This is a genomic window from Natrononativus sp. DTA114, from assembly GCF_059736515.1.
Map to the genome: position 1 here is coordinate 112,787 of NZ_JCASSN010000003.1, position 12,835 is coordinate 125,621.

At 66.3% G+C, this 12,835-nt stretch carries 16 protein-coding genes; 4 read left to right on the forward strand and 12 right to left on the reverse strand.

The window, feature by feature from the left end; genetic code table 11:
* Window positions 1-11: 11 nt before the first annotated feature.
* The 3 genes from AC6I6S_RS10490 to AC6I6S_RS10500 form a co-directional block, all read right to left on the reverse strand.
* Complete coding sequence (locus AC6I6S_RS10490) at window positions 12-581, reverse strand: DUF7978 family protein (protein ID WP_497949978.1); 570 nt, start codon at window positions 579-581, stop codon at window positions 12-14.
* Window positions 582-652: 71 nt separating this feature from the next.
* Window positions 653-1,009, reverse strand: coding sequence for a hypothetical protein (locus tag AC6I6S_RS10495; protein ID WP_497949979.1), 357 nt, complete (start codon window positions 1,007-1,009; stop codon window positions 653-655).
* Between the two features lie 150 nt (window positions 1,010-1,159).
* Window positions 1,160-1,642: a deoxyuridine 5'-triphosphate nucleotidohydrolase gene (locus tag AC6I6S_RS10500; protein WP_497949980.1), complete on the reverse strand. Its 483-nt coding sequence runs from the start codon at window positions 1,640-1,642 to the stop codon at window positions 1,160-1,162.
* 231 nt (window positions 1,643-1,873) lie between these two features.
* On the opposite strand from AC6I6S_RS10500, the gene AC6I6S_RS10505 reads away from it, so the two are divergent.
* The 3 genes from AC6I6S_RS10505 (at window position 1,874) to AC6I6S_RS10515 (ending at window position 5,183) form a co-directional block, all read left to right on the forward strand.
* Window positions 1,874-3,844: an aconitate hydratase gene (locus tag AC6I6S_RS10505; RefSeq protein WP_497949982.1), complete on the forward strand. Its 1,971-nt coding sequence runs from the start codon at window positions 1,874-1,876 to the stop codon at window positions 3,842-3,844.
* Between the two features lie 202 nt (window positions 3,845-4,046).
* Window positions 4,047-4,718, forward strand: a complete 672-nt coding sequence (locus AC6I6S_RS10510) for a helix-turn-helix domain-containing protein (RefSeq protein ID WP_497949983.1) — start codon at window positions 4,047-4,049, stop codon at window positions 4,716-4,718.
* 129 nt (window positions 4,719-4,847) lie between these two features.
* Window positions 4,848-5,183 carry a DUF7344 domain-containing protein gene (locus AC6I6S_RS10515; protein ID WP_497949985.1) on the forward strand — a complete coding sequence of 112 codons (336 nt, stop codon included), beginning with the start codon at window positions 4,848-4,850 and terminating at the stop codon, window positions 5,181-5,183.
* A gap of 59 nt (window positions 5,184-5,242) precedes the next feature.
* Here the strand turns inward: AC6I6S_RS10515 and solA are convergent, their stop codons facing one another.
* Both solA and AC6I6S_RS10525 read right to left on the reverse strand, forming a co-directional pair.
* Complete coding sequence (solA, locus tag AC6I6S_RS10520; protein ID WP_497949986.1) at window positions 5,243-6,376, reverse strand: N-methyl-L-tryptophan oxidase; 1,134 nt, start codon at window positions 6,374-6,376, stop codon at window positions 5,243-5,245.
* Between the two features lie 36 nt (window positions 6,377-6,412).
* Window positions 6,413-6,820, reverse strand: a complete 408-nt coding sequence (locus tag AC6I6S_RS10525; protein WP_497949988.1) for a hypothetical protein — start codon at window positions 6,818-6,820, stop codon at window positions 6,413-6,415.
* Window positions 6,821-6,963: 143 nt separating this feature from the next.
* Between AC6I6S_RS10525 and AC6I6S_RS10530 the strand changes: the two genes are divergently transcribed.
* Window positions 6,964-7,176, forward strand: a complete 213-nt coding sequence (locus tag AC6I6S_RS10530) for a glycine zipper 2TM domain-containing protein (RefSeq protein ID WP_497949989.1) — start codon at window positions 6,964-6,966, stop codon at window positions 7,174-7,176.
* A 68-nt stretch (window positions 7,177-7,244) separates the two neighbouring features.
* Here AC6I6S_RS10530 and AC6I6S_RS10535 read toward each other — a convergent pair whose 3' ends face one another.
* From AC6I6S_RS10535 to AC6I6S_RS10565, 7 genes are all read right to left on the reverse strand, one after another.
* Window positions 7,245-7,553, reverse strand: coding sequence for a HalOD1 output domain-containing protein (locus tag AC6I6S_RS10535; RefSeq protein ID WP_497949990.1), 309 nt, complete (start codon window positions 7,551-7,553; stop codon window positions 7,245-7,247).
* Entirely contained in the window at window positions 7,550-8,404 is an 855-nt protein-coding gene (locus AC6I6S_RS10540; protein ID WP_497949992.1) for a DUF7344 domain-containing protein, read from the reverse strand. Before AC6I6S_RS10540 ends, AC6I6S_RS10535 begins: the two co-directional genes overlap by 4 nt.
* A gap of 233 nt (window positions 8,405-8,637) precedes the next feature.
* Entirely contained in the window at window positions 8,638-9,933 is a 1,296-nt protein-coding gene (locus AC6I6S_RS10545; RefSeq protein ID WP_497949993.1) for an MBL fold metallo-hydrolase, read from the reverse strand.
* Window positions 9,934-9,964: 31 nt separating this feature from the next.
* Window positions 9,965-10,276 (reverse strand): hypothetical protein, encoded by a 312-nt coding sequence (locus AC6I6S_RS10550; RefSeq protein ID WP_497949995.1) that lies wholly within the window; start codon window positions 10,274-10,276, stop codon window positions 9,965-9,967.
* Window positions 10,273-10,530, reverse strand: coding sequence for a hypothetical protein (locus AC6I6S_RS10555; protein WP_497949996.1), 258 nt, complete (start codon window positions 10,528-10,530; stop codon window positions 10,273-10,275). The genes AC6I6S_RS10550 and AC6I6S_RS10555 overlap by 4 nt, the downstream gene beginning before the upstream one ends.
* Before the next feature lies 1 nt (window position 10,531).
* Complete coding sequence (locus tag AC6I6S_RS10560) at window positions 10,532-12,004, reverse strand: MATE family efflux transporter (RefSeq protein ID WP_497949997.1); 1,473 nt, start codon at window positions 12,002-12,004, stop codon at window positions 10,532-10,534.
* Complete coding sequence (locus AC6I6S_RS10565) at window positions 12,001-12,723, reverse strand: TetR/AcrR family transcriptional regulator (protein WP_497949999.1); 723 nt, start codon at window positions 12,721-12,723, stop codon at window positions 12,001-12,003. Before AC6I6S_RS10565 ends, AC6I6S_RS10560 begins: the two co-directional genes overlap by 4 nt.
* Window positions 12,724-12,835: the final 112 nt, after the last annotated feature.

The following is a 12,835-nucleotide window of genomic DNA, read 5'->3' on the forward strand; positions in this document are numbered from 1 at the left end:
AGTGGCGGCGATCAGTGACGACCGACGACGGCGGCGAGGGCACCGCCACCGCCGCCGAAGACGAGCGGGTAGACGACGCCGGCGAGCAACACCGCAGTGATCGGGTCCGGGGCGACCGTTCCGTCGCCGATCGCGTAGCCGAAGACGACGACGCCGAGGGCGGCGAGCGGCAGGTAGCCGAGGACGACGAGAGCGCCCTCGAGGCCGGCGCTCTCGAGTGCGTCGCCCCTCGAGTACGACGCGATGACGAACCCCGCCCCGAGCAGCGCAAGCGGCGGGAGCAGGTACAGAAGCGCGAGCCATCCGCCATCGGCGCTCGCGACGAAGTTCTCCGTTCGCGTGCCGCCCAGCGCCGGGAGTTCGGTGGCGACGAAGTGGGCGTTGTAGAATAGCCAGCCGACCGCCTGCCAGGAGGGAATCGGCTCGCCGCCGAACAGCGCGGTGACGAAATTGAACGTCTCGAGTCGGTCGTCGACGGCGCCGCGTTGGCTGACGTAGGTAACGAGGTAGCCGAGCACGTAGGCGGCGACGCCCGCTATCGCGCCGACGCCGGCTGTCCGTCGGTCGGTTCTGGAGGACATACGCGTCCTCTTTCAAGGAATCCGATAAGTAGCTGTTGACTCGCCGCTCTCCCGCGGCGGCCGAGAGCGGATTAGACGCCGGGGACGCCGACCGCGCCGAACTCGGTGAGGCCGACGGCCGCGAGCGCGTACAGCGCGATCAGCACCGTCACCCACGCGACGAGGGCGATCATCGCGGCGGCGGTCCACCCCGCCGGGTAGCGGAGGTTGATAATCGCGATGTACGCGAGCAGGGCGAGCAGGGGCCCCAGCAGCGGGATCCACCCGACGAAGAAGCCGACGATTGCCCACACGATCGCCCCGAGTAACGCGGTGACGATCGCGTGATCGTAGTCGCCGGCGCCGACGATCACGCGCGCACCGACGTAGATGCCGACTGCACCGATGAGCAAGCTGACCAGGAACACGACGAGTGATGCGACGACCATACGCCAGGTCCGCCGACCAGCCAAAATAGTCTCGTGCTTGCACGTTCCGTATAGGCGGAGAGTAACTCGGAATTACGTACGACTCGAGATCGCGTCGCACTGGCGACCCCCGCGCTCGAGCGCCCGGGACAACGCCTCCGAGTGCTGATCTCAGTCCAGGTTCTCGCCCTGGTAGCTCCCGTCGTAGACCTCCTCGTGGTCGGCGTCGGCGAACACCAACTGAGCGATTCTGGCGCCGCGCTCGAGTTCGATGTCGTGGTGGACCTGCAACAGCCCCTCGCCGCGACCCTCGTAGCCAGCGTCCCAGACGGCGGTGTTGAGCATACAGGAGTTACGCATGAGCGACGATCGGGGGTAGACGAAGCCGACGTGGTCCTCCGGAATCACGATCCGCTCGCGGTAGCGGGCGATGTACGCACCCTCCGGAAGATAGTAGGTGTCGGGGGCTTTCCGATCGAGTTGCTCGAGCGGGCGGGCGATCCGGTCGCCGATCTCCTTCTCGTCGGCGGTGATGCGGCCGGGCTCGAGCTGGTCGAAGACGACGTCGAGGGTGAGGTCGACGCCGTTGGGCTGGATCTGGTCGTCCGTGGTCGGCGAGACGTGGTCGGCGACGAAGGCGCCGGAACGGTACATGCTTCGAGAAGACCGTGGGACCGAGAAAAACGTATCGCGTTCGAGCGGTCCGGCGACGTCGCTCACGCTTCGCGACCTGGGTGGCCGAACGCCGGCTCGAGGCCGGTGCCCGTCTGTTCGACTACCGCGCAAAACTTGCGCGAAAACGTCCGTTCCGGGCGAAATGTACATGGTCTTCCCCGACAGAACACGCTGGATTTATCACTCGGGGCGGCCGATATTCGGGGTGCTATGGGACAAACGCTTACCGAGAAAATCCTCGACGACCACCTCGTCGAGGGCGAACTCGAGACCGGTGAGGAGATCGGGATCGAGATCGACCAGGTACTGACACAGGACACGACCGGGACGATGGTCTGGCTCCAGTTCGAGGCGATGGGACTGGACGAGGTCCAGACCGAGGTCGCCGCCCAGTACTGCGACCACCAGACCTACCAGTTCGACTTCAAGAACACCGACGACCACCGCTTCCTGCGCTCTGCTGCCGGCACCTACGGCGCTCACTTCTCTCGCCCCGGCAACGGTATCTGTCACAACGTCCACCGCGAGAACTTCGCCGCGCCCGGCAAGACGCTGCTGGGTTCGGACAGCCACACCCCGACGCCCGGCGGCCTCGGCCAGCTCGCCATCGGCGCGGGCGGGATCGACGTCACCGTCGCGATGGGCGGCGCCCCCTACTACATCGAGATGCCCGAAGTCGTCGAAGTGCGGCTGGAAGGCGAACTTCCCGAGTGGGCCACCGCCAAGGACGTCATCCTCGAGATGCTGCGTCGCCTGAGCGTGAAGGGCGGCGTCGGCAAGATCCTCGAGTACACCGGCCCCGGTGCAGAGACGCTTACGGCACCGGAGCGGATGACGATCACCAATATGGGCACTGAACTCGGCGCGACCACCTCGATCTTCGGCACCGACGATCAGACCGAGGACTACCTCGATCGCGTCGGCCGCGGCGACGAGTACGTCGAGCTCCAGCCCGACGACGACGCCGAGTACGACGACCAGATCGTCGTCGATCTCGGAGAGCTCGAGCCGCTGATCGCCAAACCCTCGATGCCGGACAACGTCGTCCCCGTCAGCGAGGTCGAAGGCGAGTCCGTCGAGCAGGTCATCGTCGGCTCCTGTACGAACGGCGGCTACGAGGACATCCTGCCGGTCGCGAAGATGCTCGAGGGGCGTGAAACCTCGATGGAGACCGAGACGATCGTCGCACCCGGCTCCAAACAGGCCTCCGAGATGCTCGCCCGCGAGGGCTGGGTCGCCGAGATGATGGCCGCCGGCGTCAATTTCTCCGAGGCGACCTGCGGCGCCTGTATCGGGATCGGCCACGTGCCCGCCTCCGATTCGGTCTCGCTGCGCACATTCAACCGCAACTTCGAGGGTCGCTCGGGCATCGAGGACGACAACGTCTACCTCTGCTCGCCGGAGGTCGCCGCCGCCGCGGCGCTCAAAGGCGAAATCATCGATCCGCGGAATCTCGCCGAGGAACTCGGCGACCTCGAGGACCCCGGCGTCGAACTCCCCGAGGAGTACACCGGGTCGAAGACCGACCTCATCAGCCCCGAGGAGGCCGTCGACGACGAACTGATCAAGGGCCCGAACATCGGCGACGTGCCGCTGCGCGACGGCATCGATTCCGAGATGCAGGGTGAGGCCCTGCTCAAGATGAAAGACAACATCACGACCGACCACATCATCCCCGCGACCCAGGACATCCTGATGTACCGGTCGAACGTTCCGAAACTGAGTGAGTTCACCCTCAGCCGCGTCGACGAGACGTTCGCCGAGCGCGCGCTGGAAGCCGACGGCGGCTTCCTCGTCGCCGGCGAGAACTACGGCCAGGGCTCGAGCCGCGAGCACGCCGCGCTCTGTCCGATGTACCTCGGGATCGAGGGCGTTCTCGCCCAGAGCTTCGCCCGGATCCACCGCGCGAACCTCTTCAACTTCGGGATCGTCCCGCTGACGATCGACGAGGAGGCCTACGAGAACATCGATCAGGGCGACGAGATCGAGATCGTCGACGACGTTCGCGAGGCCGTCACGAGCGGCCAGGAGGAGTTCACCGTCCGCATCAACGACGACTACGAGATCACGGCCCAGCTCAAGGCCTCCGAGCGCGAGCGCGATATCCTCGCCGCCGGCGGCAAACTCTCCTGGACGAAAGACCAGGCCGAGGACTCCGGCGCCGCGACCGCCGACGACTGACCGCGTTCGTCCCCACCGTTTTTTCGCGTCTCGCCCCCGAGAGCCGTCGTCTCGAGCGCTGCGTCTTCCCCGCTCGCCGGCTCCACGGTCGCGACGCCTCCCGCCGAGTATCGACAGCATCCGCAGCCGTGGCACCTTGGAATCGTGATACGTCACGACCCCGTGGGCCAACCGTCAAACGTCCGCGCAACCTATACCCGTTATGAGCGTCATCGTCGAGTTCTCGGTTCCGACGGACGAATTCCTGTTCGGCTCCACGCTGACGGCGAACGGCGACGTTTCGATCTCGCTAGAGGAGATCGTTCCGACGAATTCAGCGATGATTCCGTACTTCTGGGCGACGGGCGACGACCTCGAGGCGTTCGAAGAGCGGGCGCTCTCCGACCCACATATCGACGCGATAACGCAGTTCGACCGGATCGAGGACAGCGCACTCTATCGCGTCGACTGGCACAACGACGGCGTCGGCCTGCTCGAGGCGCTCGTCGAGACCAGTGCGGTCGTCCTCGAGGCGTACAGCGACGACGACACGGACGCCAGTCAGTGGAACTTCCGGGTGCGGTTTCCGTCCCACGATCTCCTGGGACAGTTCTACAACGTCTGTACCGACCACGGAATCTCGATCCGCGTCGGCCGCGTCTACACGCTCACCGAGGCATCGCGGGCCGGCCGGGCGTTCGAACTGACGCCGGATCAGCGGGAGGCGCTCGTCCTCGCCGTCCGGAAGGGGTACTTCAAAGTCCCGCGGGAGACGGATCTCTCCGAAATCGCTGCTGAGCTTGGAATTTCCCAGCAGGCGACCTCAAAGCGGATCAAGCGGGGTGCGGACAAGGTGCTTCGAACGTCGCTACTCTCGCCGGCCGACTACCGATAACTCCCCCGAATCGACTCGAGTAGCCGTTCTCGCCACGAATTGCTGTCGGAATCCGAATGAGTTTCGCAAATAAACCCGTTGTTATGACCACCACAGGTTGCAACTGTCCAGCGGTCCGACGCAGTTTCAATGGCGGGTCCACCACACACCACCGCGTTCGACGTGCTAGCACACTCGACGCGCCAGCACATCGTCCGACTCCTGTACGAGTGCGATGCGAACGCCATCGCAGTCGACGCACTCGCCGACCGTCTCTCGTCGGACCCGAATCCGACGGATCGCTCGCTATCGGCCTCGAAGCTCGAGATCGAACTCCACCACGTTCACCTGCCCAAACTCGAGAGTGCGGGCGCACTCGAGTACGATCACGACGACGGACGAATCGTGGTTCGCGATGTCGACGCGATCCACCGCGTACTCGCTGCCGTCACTCGATCCGACCCGGCGGTCGAACACTGTGGCTGAGTTGTCGAACCGGCGACATCGGGCGGCACAGGGCGCGGTGAAGCGGTTTGCGGCGTCGACTAGGCGGTGAACCGATCGAGGGCGAACATCCCGATCTCGAGGTCGGTGTCACCCTCGAGCGCCAGGTCGGCGAGGGCCTCGCCGATCACGCTGGCGAACTTGAAGCCGTGTCCCGAGAAGCCGGCGCCGACGGCGACCTGTGGCTGGTCTGGTAGCGTGTCGACGACAAAGTGCTCGTCGGGCGTGTTCGTAAAGAGGCAGGTCTGCAGTCGCATCGTCGGCCCCGCCCCCGTCGGGAAGTAGCGCTCGGCGAACGCCCGAAGCACGCGTTCGTCCTCCTGGGTCGGCTCGCGGTTCATCGTCTCCGGATCGACGACCTCCTCACGGTGGTGGTACCTGCCGAACTTGAAGCCGGGAACCTCGAAGACGGGAAAACCGTAGAACCGTCCCTCGGGAACCTGCAGGTTCCAGACGGGGTGGGTCTCGGGGGTGAACCGTGCGGGTTCCGTCGGCTGGAGCCACGCCAACACCTGCCGCTCGGGTACCAGCACGTCCGCGAGTTCGGGGACGAATCTCCCCGTCCAGGCGCCCGCGGTGACCACCAGCGAGTCGGCCTCGTAGCTCCCCCGATCGGTTTCGACCCGGACGCCATCGCCGGTTTCCGACCACTCGAGGACCCGCTCTCGCGCCCGGATCGTCGCCCCCCGCTCGTGGGCGCGTTCGACGTGGGCGACGATACACTGCTCGGGGACGAGAAAGCCCCCCTCGGGCTGGTAGATCCCCTCGTAGGCTTCGGGGAGGTCGTAGCCCGGAAACCGCTCGCCGATCTCGGTCGCGGTCAGGCGCTCGTACTCGAGGTCGTGTTCCACGCACGACCGCTCGGAGCCCTCGACGAGCGGGTCGTCGGCCGGCCCCGCGTCGACCGATCCCGTCCGGTACAGCAGGCGGCGGTCGTGGGCGGCCTCGAGGTCGTCCCACCGCTCGTAGGCCCGCCGCAACAGTGGAACGTAGCTCGGGTGCTCGTAGTACGCCAGGCGGATGATCCGCGTGATGCCGTGGGAGGAGCCGTAGGCGTGGGGGACGTCGTAGCGCTCGAGGCCGAGCACGTCGACCCCGCGGTCGGCGAGTTCGGCGACCGTCGCGCTCCCCATCCCGCCGATGCCGACGACGATGACGTCGTACCGGTCGGTCATAGCGGGCGCTACGCCGACCGGCGGCAAAGCGTTACCTCACGGATCGCGTTCGCGCTCCGCCCGCTCGCGCAGCCGCCGTTTCTGTCGGCGCTCGCTCACGTGATCGAGGCCGTCCGCCAGTTCGTCGCGCACGTCCGCCTCGAAGGCGGCGACGTCCTCGAGAAACGCCTCCGAGAACTCCTCGACGAGTTCGAACGTCCACTGGTCGCTGATCGCGCCCGCGGGGAGGTGGTCGTCGCGCAGGTCGTCGGCCCACTCCTCGTGACCCGCCTCGCGGAGGCGGTCTTCCGCGTCGGCCATCCGGTCCATCGCGTGACCGAGTTCGTGGTGGAACGAGAGCAGGTCGCCGTACGCCCGGTAAACGTACTCGATACCGACCTGGAGGTCGTGGAGCGCGTCCGCTTCGGCGTCGCTCAGCTCGAAATCCTCGGAGTCAGCCGTCATATGCGCTCGACGACGGCCACGATCATAGGCGTTCGTGGCGTCGGCGGACCACCCGTCGTCGGTGGTCGAGTCCGCGTCGAGATTCACTCCGTCGGAGCGAAGACAACGGTGTTTATACGGCTCCGTAACCAATCGATACCACTATGGGACCCGTTCGTCTCGACCGTGTTCTGAGTCGTGCCCGTCACGCCGCGATCGGCGCCGCCGTCGGTGCCGCCGCCGGTGGCCTCTTCAGCCGCAACGCCGCCAGCACTGGCGCCGCCCTCGGCGCCATGGTCGGCGCAACGATCGGCGAGAAGCGAGTCGACACTCGCTCGCGCGTCGGACAGGCGCTCGAGGACCGCCGAACCGAATAGAACCGTCTCGAGCTCTTTCCGATTCGTTCCCGGCTCCGTCCCGCGTCGAGCAGCGCCGCCCCCCTCCTTCACTCGAGATCTTCAACGCGAACCGCGTCCCGGTTCACGGTCACTCGACACCCGTTGAACCGGAACGTAACGGAACGCTCCTCGACGGCACCGCCGCCGTTCGGACCGTCGATCGTTCCATCCAGGTGCTCGGGATCGATCACGTCGTACAGCGGATCCAGGTCGAGGACGGGCGTGTCTGTCAGCGTCGAGACGGCACGGACGACGGCCCCGCTGGGGCGCTCGCTCGAGTCGATTTCGTAGACGATGCTCTCACTCCGTGTCGGGTCGTCGGTCTCCGTTGCGTCGTCGATGTCGTTGTCGGTCATTGTCTGGATGGGAGTTCGCTTCGAAAGTCGGTGCTCTGGTAATCGAGGTGGTCCAGTCGTGGTCCCAGCAGTTCGCGCACGAGGACGACCAGGGGGTTGTCGACACCGTCGCCGACGAGTGCCGTCTCCTCGGGCGGGTCCTCTCCGGTCGGCGGCTCCTCGAGGACGGACAGCATCACCGCCCGTCGGTCCGCGAGGACGAGCCGGCCTACTCGCGGATACGCCGGCGTGTTCAGCCAGTCGAGCTGGGGTTCCCAGACGGTCGCCCCTGGGAGCCCCTCTCGACAGCGCTCGCGAACGGTTTCGTTCTGCGAGCCGATGTAGATTTCCACGCCGCGGTCGAGTGCCGTTTCGCCGTGACGGACGCACTCGTCTTCGAGGAGGTCGGTGCTGACGTAGATCGTGAACAGCTCCTCTTCGGCCTCGCCGGCCAGCTTCCGTGCGTACTCGAACGCCGACTCGAGCCCCTCGATCACGCCGATATCGCCCTCGTCGTCCAAGTGATCGTCCGCGATCTGTGTTAGCAGCCCCTCGAGATCCCGCTCGTCCCGCCAGTCCACGGTGGACGCTGGTGATGGGTTCCGGCTGACGCGGTTCGCGTCCGGGTCGTACTCGATCAGATCGGACTCGGCTAACTTCGGGAGTCGCTTGTGATGGAGTTCGATGTGTACCCGCTCGAGTTTTTCGTCGTAGGTCGTCGAGTTGACCATCGTCACGTCGCGGGCCACGAGTCGGTCTGCCAGTTCCGTCACGTGGAGCGTACCCGCCTCGTCGAGGATGTCGCGGATGGCGCGGTTGCGGGCATCGCAGTACAGTTGTAGTTGGGTTTCGGTGCGCGGGTCGAGATCCATTGCTGTTCTGGAAAAGAACGTTTCGCGGTTAGTTAACGGTTCTGGGCGAGCGTGCTGTCACTTCCCGATTCTCGACGAGTCCGTCGACAGTCGTGATCAGCACGTCACTTCTAAAGGGGGATGCTCTCAGTGTCCCGTCCTCCGTCGGTCGTTCGCCTCGCCCGTTCCGTCGGCGCATCGTCTCTTCCTCTCGACCGGTCTCCGAACGGGACGCCTCGCGAGCGACGATGGCCTCAGTTCCGGAGCGTAATCGTTTCGCCGAGGTCCGGTGCGGTTGCATCGACCCCCTCCTCTCGAAGTTCTCCCGCGAACTCCCCACAGCGGTCGCCGTGGACGACCGCCACCGTCGAATCGCGGTAGGACTCGAGAAACGCCAGTAATCCGCGTCGGTCGGCGTGCGCCGAAAAATCGTACGCCTCGACCTGGGCGCTGACCGGCATCACCCGGCCGTCGATCTCGGCGCTGCCGGTCTCGAGGAGCTCTCGACCGGGGGTGCCCTCGACCTGGTAGCCCGTCAGGGCGATCTTGTTCACCGGCCGGTCGCGGATCTCGGGAATGTACGTCATCGCGGGGCCGCCGTGAAGCATCCCGCTGGTCGTGACGATGACGGTGTTCTGTTCGGCAATCCGCTTTCGCTGGCCGTCCCGGCCGTCGACAAACCGGGCGTTGCCCTTCGCCCGCCGCAGCAGCTCGGGGTCGCGCAGGAACTCGCGGTTGCGCGGGCGCAAGAACAGTTCGGTGACGCGTTTGCCCATCCCGTCGACGTAACACTCGAGGTCGTACCGCTCGCAGAGGCAGAGCATCTCCTGGGTGCGGCCGATGGCGAAGGCGGGGACGACGACGGTGCCGCCCTCCCAGAGGGTCGTTTTCACGCTCTCGGCGAACTCCCGCTCGATCTCCGCGCGGGGCCGGCGGGTCGTATCGGCGTAGGTGCTCTCACAGATCACGACATCGGCGTCGGGACGGGCCGTCGTTCCGGCGACGAGTGCCTGGTCCTCGGTGTGGAAGTCGCCCGTGTACAGGAGCCGGGTGTCGCCGTCGTCGACGAGGACGTGGGCGCTGCCCGGGATGTGGCCCGCGTCGAAGAACGTCACCTCGTAACCCGCGGCGGTGAACGTCTCGTCGTAGGCGTGGGTTTCGGAGACCTGCGTGAGGCGGGCGAGTTCTGCCTCGGTGAACGGACAGTTGTACGTTCCGCCGCGTCGTCGAAGACGCCGCGAGCCTCGTCTCGCTCCGCTCGACGAGACGCCGTGGAGGTTCAGGGTGTCCCGCGCGAGTACCATCGCGAGGTCGCGCGTCGGCGGCGTCCAGTGGACCGGCGGCCGGGCGTCGCCCGACAACAGGGTCGGCAGCGAGCCGACGTGGTCGAGGTGGCCGTGGCTGACCACCACGGCGTCGGGGTTGACGTCGCCCACCGGGAACTGCGGCGGGTTTCCGGAATCCATCCCGAAATCCAGCAGCAGCGAGTCGTCGATCAGGACCGCGCTGCGACCGATCTCGCCGGCCCCGCCGCAGAACTCGAGGTTCATCGTTCTCGGCTTCGTCTCGAGACGGTTCCGTTCATCGGTTCGATCCGCGGCGGTCGGCCAGTCCGAGCAGGTAGACGTCGAGCAGGCAGACGAGGACGACCGCGAGCGGGACCGCCACGTCGGCGTAGCTCACCGATTCGAACTGGAGTGCCGTCACGACGAACGGCGAACCGGGGTCGAACGCGCCTGACAGCGAGCGCGCGCTCAGAAAGCCGAGCGCGAGCACGTACAGGAGAAACCAGATCGCCCCGCGCTTCCAGTAGCCCAGATAACAGTGGCCAGCGCCGGCGACCAGTGCCGACAGCGGGTAGGCGGGCCACAGCGGACGCGTCGACTCGCTCATCCGTTCTCCTCCTGTCGAACTGCAATGACGGATGCGTACTTGAGTCGTGCGATCGTCGTGCGGTCGAGCGTCGTGTCCGTCGCCGCGGTTTCGAGATCCGCGAGCGCCGCTCGAGCGCGGTCGGCGCCGGCCCGACAGAGCGCGACCGAAAGCGACCGGTCGGACGGCGTGAGCGCCGCTGAGACGGCCGCGCTAACCGCGGACGACGCGGCGGGGCCGGGCTCGAGTTCGTCGAGGCTGCCGTTTTCGGACATCTCAATCACCGGGGGTCGGGGTGGGAGCGTCGTCGGTGACGACGTTCTCGGTCCAGGTCCCGCGGAGGAACCAGGCGGCGGTTGTGATCGCCGAGAGGACGTAGGAGAGGGCGATGGCGTACCAGACGCCGTGGACGCCCATGTCGAAGTAGATGATCCCGACGGCAGCGACGGGGATGCGGAACACCCACAGCTCCTGGATCGAGAGCACCATCGCGGCCCGCGTCGAGCCGCTGCCCCGGAGTCCGCCCAGCAGCATCTGGAACACCCCCAGGAAGACGTAGGAGGGGCCGGCGATCAGGATGAAGGCGGCCCCGTACTCGACCACCTGACTCGAGTCCTCGCCCTCGATGAAGAAGGCGGTGATCTCGTGGGCGAGCGGGTAGGCGACGGCGACGACGACGGCGAAGACGGCCACGATGACGATCGAGCTGAGTTTGACCGCCCGCCTGGCCCGGTCGACCTGCTCGGCCCCCAAGTTCTGACCGACGACGGTTTCGGTGCCGCGGGCCAGCCCCAGCGCCGGCAGGAACATCAGCGAGGAGAGCCGGTTGACGATCCCGTATGCGGCGACGGCCTCGGTGCCGGCGAGGGCGATCAGCGCGGTGAGGACGGTGATTCCGAACGCCCGAAAGCCCTGTTCGGTCGCCACCGGTGCGCCGATGTCGAGGATCTTCCCGACGGTCTCGCGTTTGAGCCACAGATCGGAGAGCGAGGGTTCGAGACCCACCCGGCCGGAAAAGAGCAGGTACATCCCGGTGATCGCAGCCACGCCGCGGGAGAAGACGGTCGCGATGGCGGCGCCCTCGACGCCGTAGCCGTCGAAGCCGGTCGCGGCGTACAGCGAGGTCTCGAGGCTCGTCGCGCCGATCCAGGCGAAGACGGGGTTCTCGCTGAAGCCGAGGATCAGGAACGGATCGAGGACGACGTTCAGCAGGACGCTGATCCCCATCAGGTACAGCGGGGTTCGGGTATCGCCCCAGCCCCTCGAGAGGGCGTCGAAGATGAAAAACCAGAACATGAAGCTCACGCCGAGGAAGACGATTCTGGTGTAGGAGACGGCGTAGACGTAGGCGTCCGAACCGGGTTCGGCGCCGACCAGCCGGATCATCCACGGCGAGAGCACGTAGCCGGCGGCGGCGAACGCGAGCGCCACGAGCGTGACGAACGAGAGCGTCTGACCCGCGACGTGGTGGGACTGGGTAAAATCCTTCGCGCCCTTGTACTGGGAGACGAGCACCGTACCGGCGACGGTCAGCCCGCCGCCGACGCTGACCATCAGGAAGACGATCGCCCAGGAGTACGAGAGCGCGGCGACCGCGTCGCTGCCCAGGCGACCGACCCAGTAGGTGTCGGCGAGGTTGTAGCCCACCTGGAGCATCTGCGAGAGGACGATGGGTGCCGACAGCACCATCAGCGGGGTGAACAGTTCGCCGTCGGTAACGTTGACCGAGCGATCGGTCTTCTCGCTCATTCGGTGACGTCACCGTCCGGCTCTGCCGCTGCGGACGCCCCCTCACCGTCGGTCGCCCGCTCTCCCCCGTCGTCGGCAGCGGTTTCCTCTCGATCGCTCCCGTCGGCCGGCTCGAGGTCGCGGGGGAGCGTCGTCTCGCCGACCAGCAGGTCGTCGATGATCTCGGCGGTCGCGGCCGAACGGACCTGCTCGAGGTAGGCGTCGCGGTCGATCGTGAGTTGGCGGATGCGGGCACCGTCGAAGGCGGCGATCAGCAGCGCGGCCATCTCGGTCGTCTCGTGGTCGCGAAAGTCGCCGGCTTCGATTCCCGCCTCGAGAATCTCCTCGAGGGTTCCGCGGAGTCGGTCGTCGCTCTTTCGAAGCTGTTCGCGGTAGCGCTCGTTGTACGGCGCCTGGGTCCGCAGCTCGAGCATCGCGGTGTGAAACGAGGTGCGTTCGGCGTCGTCGGGGCTGTAGAGGAACCAGTCGACGAACGTCGCCAGCCGCTCGACCGGCGGGCGGTCGCGACTCTCCTCGACGCGCTCGTCGAACCGCTCTAAGAGGTACTCGATGAAGTCGGCGACGAGGTCCTCCTTGGAGTCGTAGTGGTAGAACAGGAGGGATTTGCTCTTCTCGGTACGGTCGGCGATGTTCTGTGCGGTGAGATCCGTGTAGCCGTGCTCACAGAGCGCCTCGTACGTGGCGGTCATAATCGATTCGCGAGTATCGGGATCGGTCACTAACTGACTAGTTAGTCAGGGGGTTCAAAAGGTGTTTCGCTTCGAAACTCTTTCTGCAGTTTGTGAGATCACAACACGACACAGACGGCGATCTCGAGGGGGTCGCGTCTCC

Coding starts and splice junctions, on each gene's coding strand:
- AC6I6S_RS10490 (WP_497949978.1), bottom strand. CDS start 581: ATGTCCTCCAGAACCGACCGACGGACAGCCGGCGTCGGCGCGATAGCG.
- AC6I6S_RS10495 (WP_497949979.1), bottom strand. CDS start 1,009: ATGGTCGTCGCATCACTCGTCGTGTTCCTGGTCAGCTTGCTCATCGGT.
- AC6I6S_RS10500 (WP_497949980.1), bottom strand. CDS start 1,642: ATGTACCGTTCCGGCGCCTTCGTCGCCGACCACGTCTCGCCGACCACG.
- AC6I6S_RS10505 (WP_497949982.1), top strand. CDS start 1,874: ATGGGACAAACGCTTACCGAGAAAATCCTCGACGACCACCTCGTCGAG.
- AC6I6S_RS10510 (WP_497949983.1), top strand. CDS start 4,047: ATGAGCGTCATCGTCGAGTTCTCGGTTCCGACGGACGAATTCCTGTTC.
- AC6I6S_RS10515 (WP_497949985.1), top strand. CDS start 4,848: ATGGCGGGTCCACCACACACCACCGCGTTCGACGTGCTAGCACACTCG.
- solA (WP_497949986.1), bottom strand. CDS start 6,376: ATGACCGACCGGTACGACGTCATCGTCGTCGGCATCGGCGGGATGGGG.
- AC6I6S_RS10525 (WP_497949988.1), bottom strand. CDS start 6,820: ATGACGGCTGACTCCGAGGATTTCGAGCTGAGCGACGCCGAAGCGGAC.
- AC6I6S_RS10530 (WP_497949989.1), top strand. CDS start 6,964: ATGGGACCCGTTCGTCTCGACCGTGTTCTGAGTCGTGCCCGTCACGCC.
- AC6I6S_RS10535 (WP_497949990.1), bottom strand. CDS start 7,553: ATGACCGACAACGACATCGACGACGCAACGGAGACCGACGACCCGACA.
- AC6I6S_RS10540 (WP_497949992.1), bottom strand. CDS start 8,404: ATGGATCTCGACCCGCGCACCGAAACCCAACTACAACTGTACTGCGAT.
- AC6I6S_RS10545 (WP_497949993.1), bottom strand. CDS start 9,933: ATGAACCTCGAGTTCTGCGGCGGGGCCGGCGAGATCGGTCGCAGCGCG.
- AC6I6S_RS10550 (WP_497949995.1), bottom strand. CDS start 10,276: ATGAGCGAGTCGACGCGTCCGCTGTGGCCCGCCTACCCGCTGTCGGCA.
- AC6I6S_RS10555 (WP_497949996.1), bottom strand. CDS start 10,530: ATGTCCGAAAACGGCAGCCTCGACGAACTCGAGCCCGGCCCCGCCGCG.
- AC6I6S_RS10560 (WP_497949997.1), bottom strand. CDS start 12,004: ATGAGCGAGAAGACCGATCGCTCGGTCAACGTTACCGACGGCGAACTG.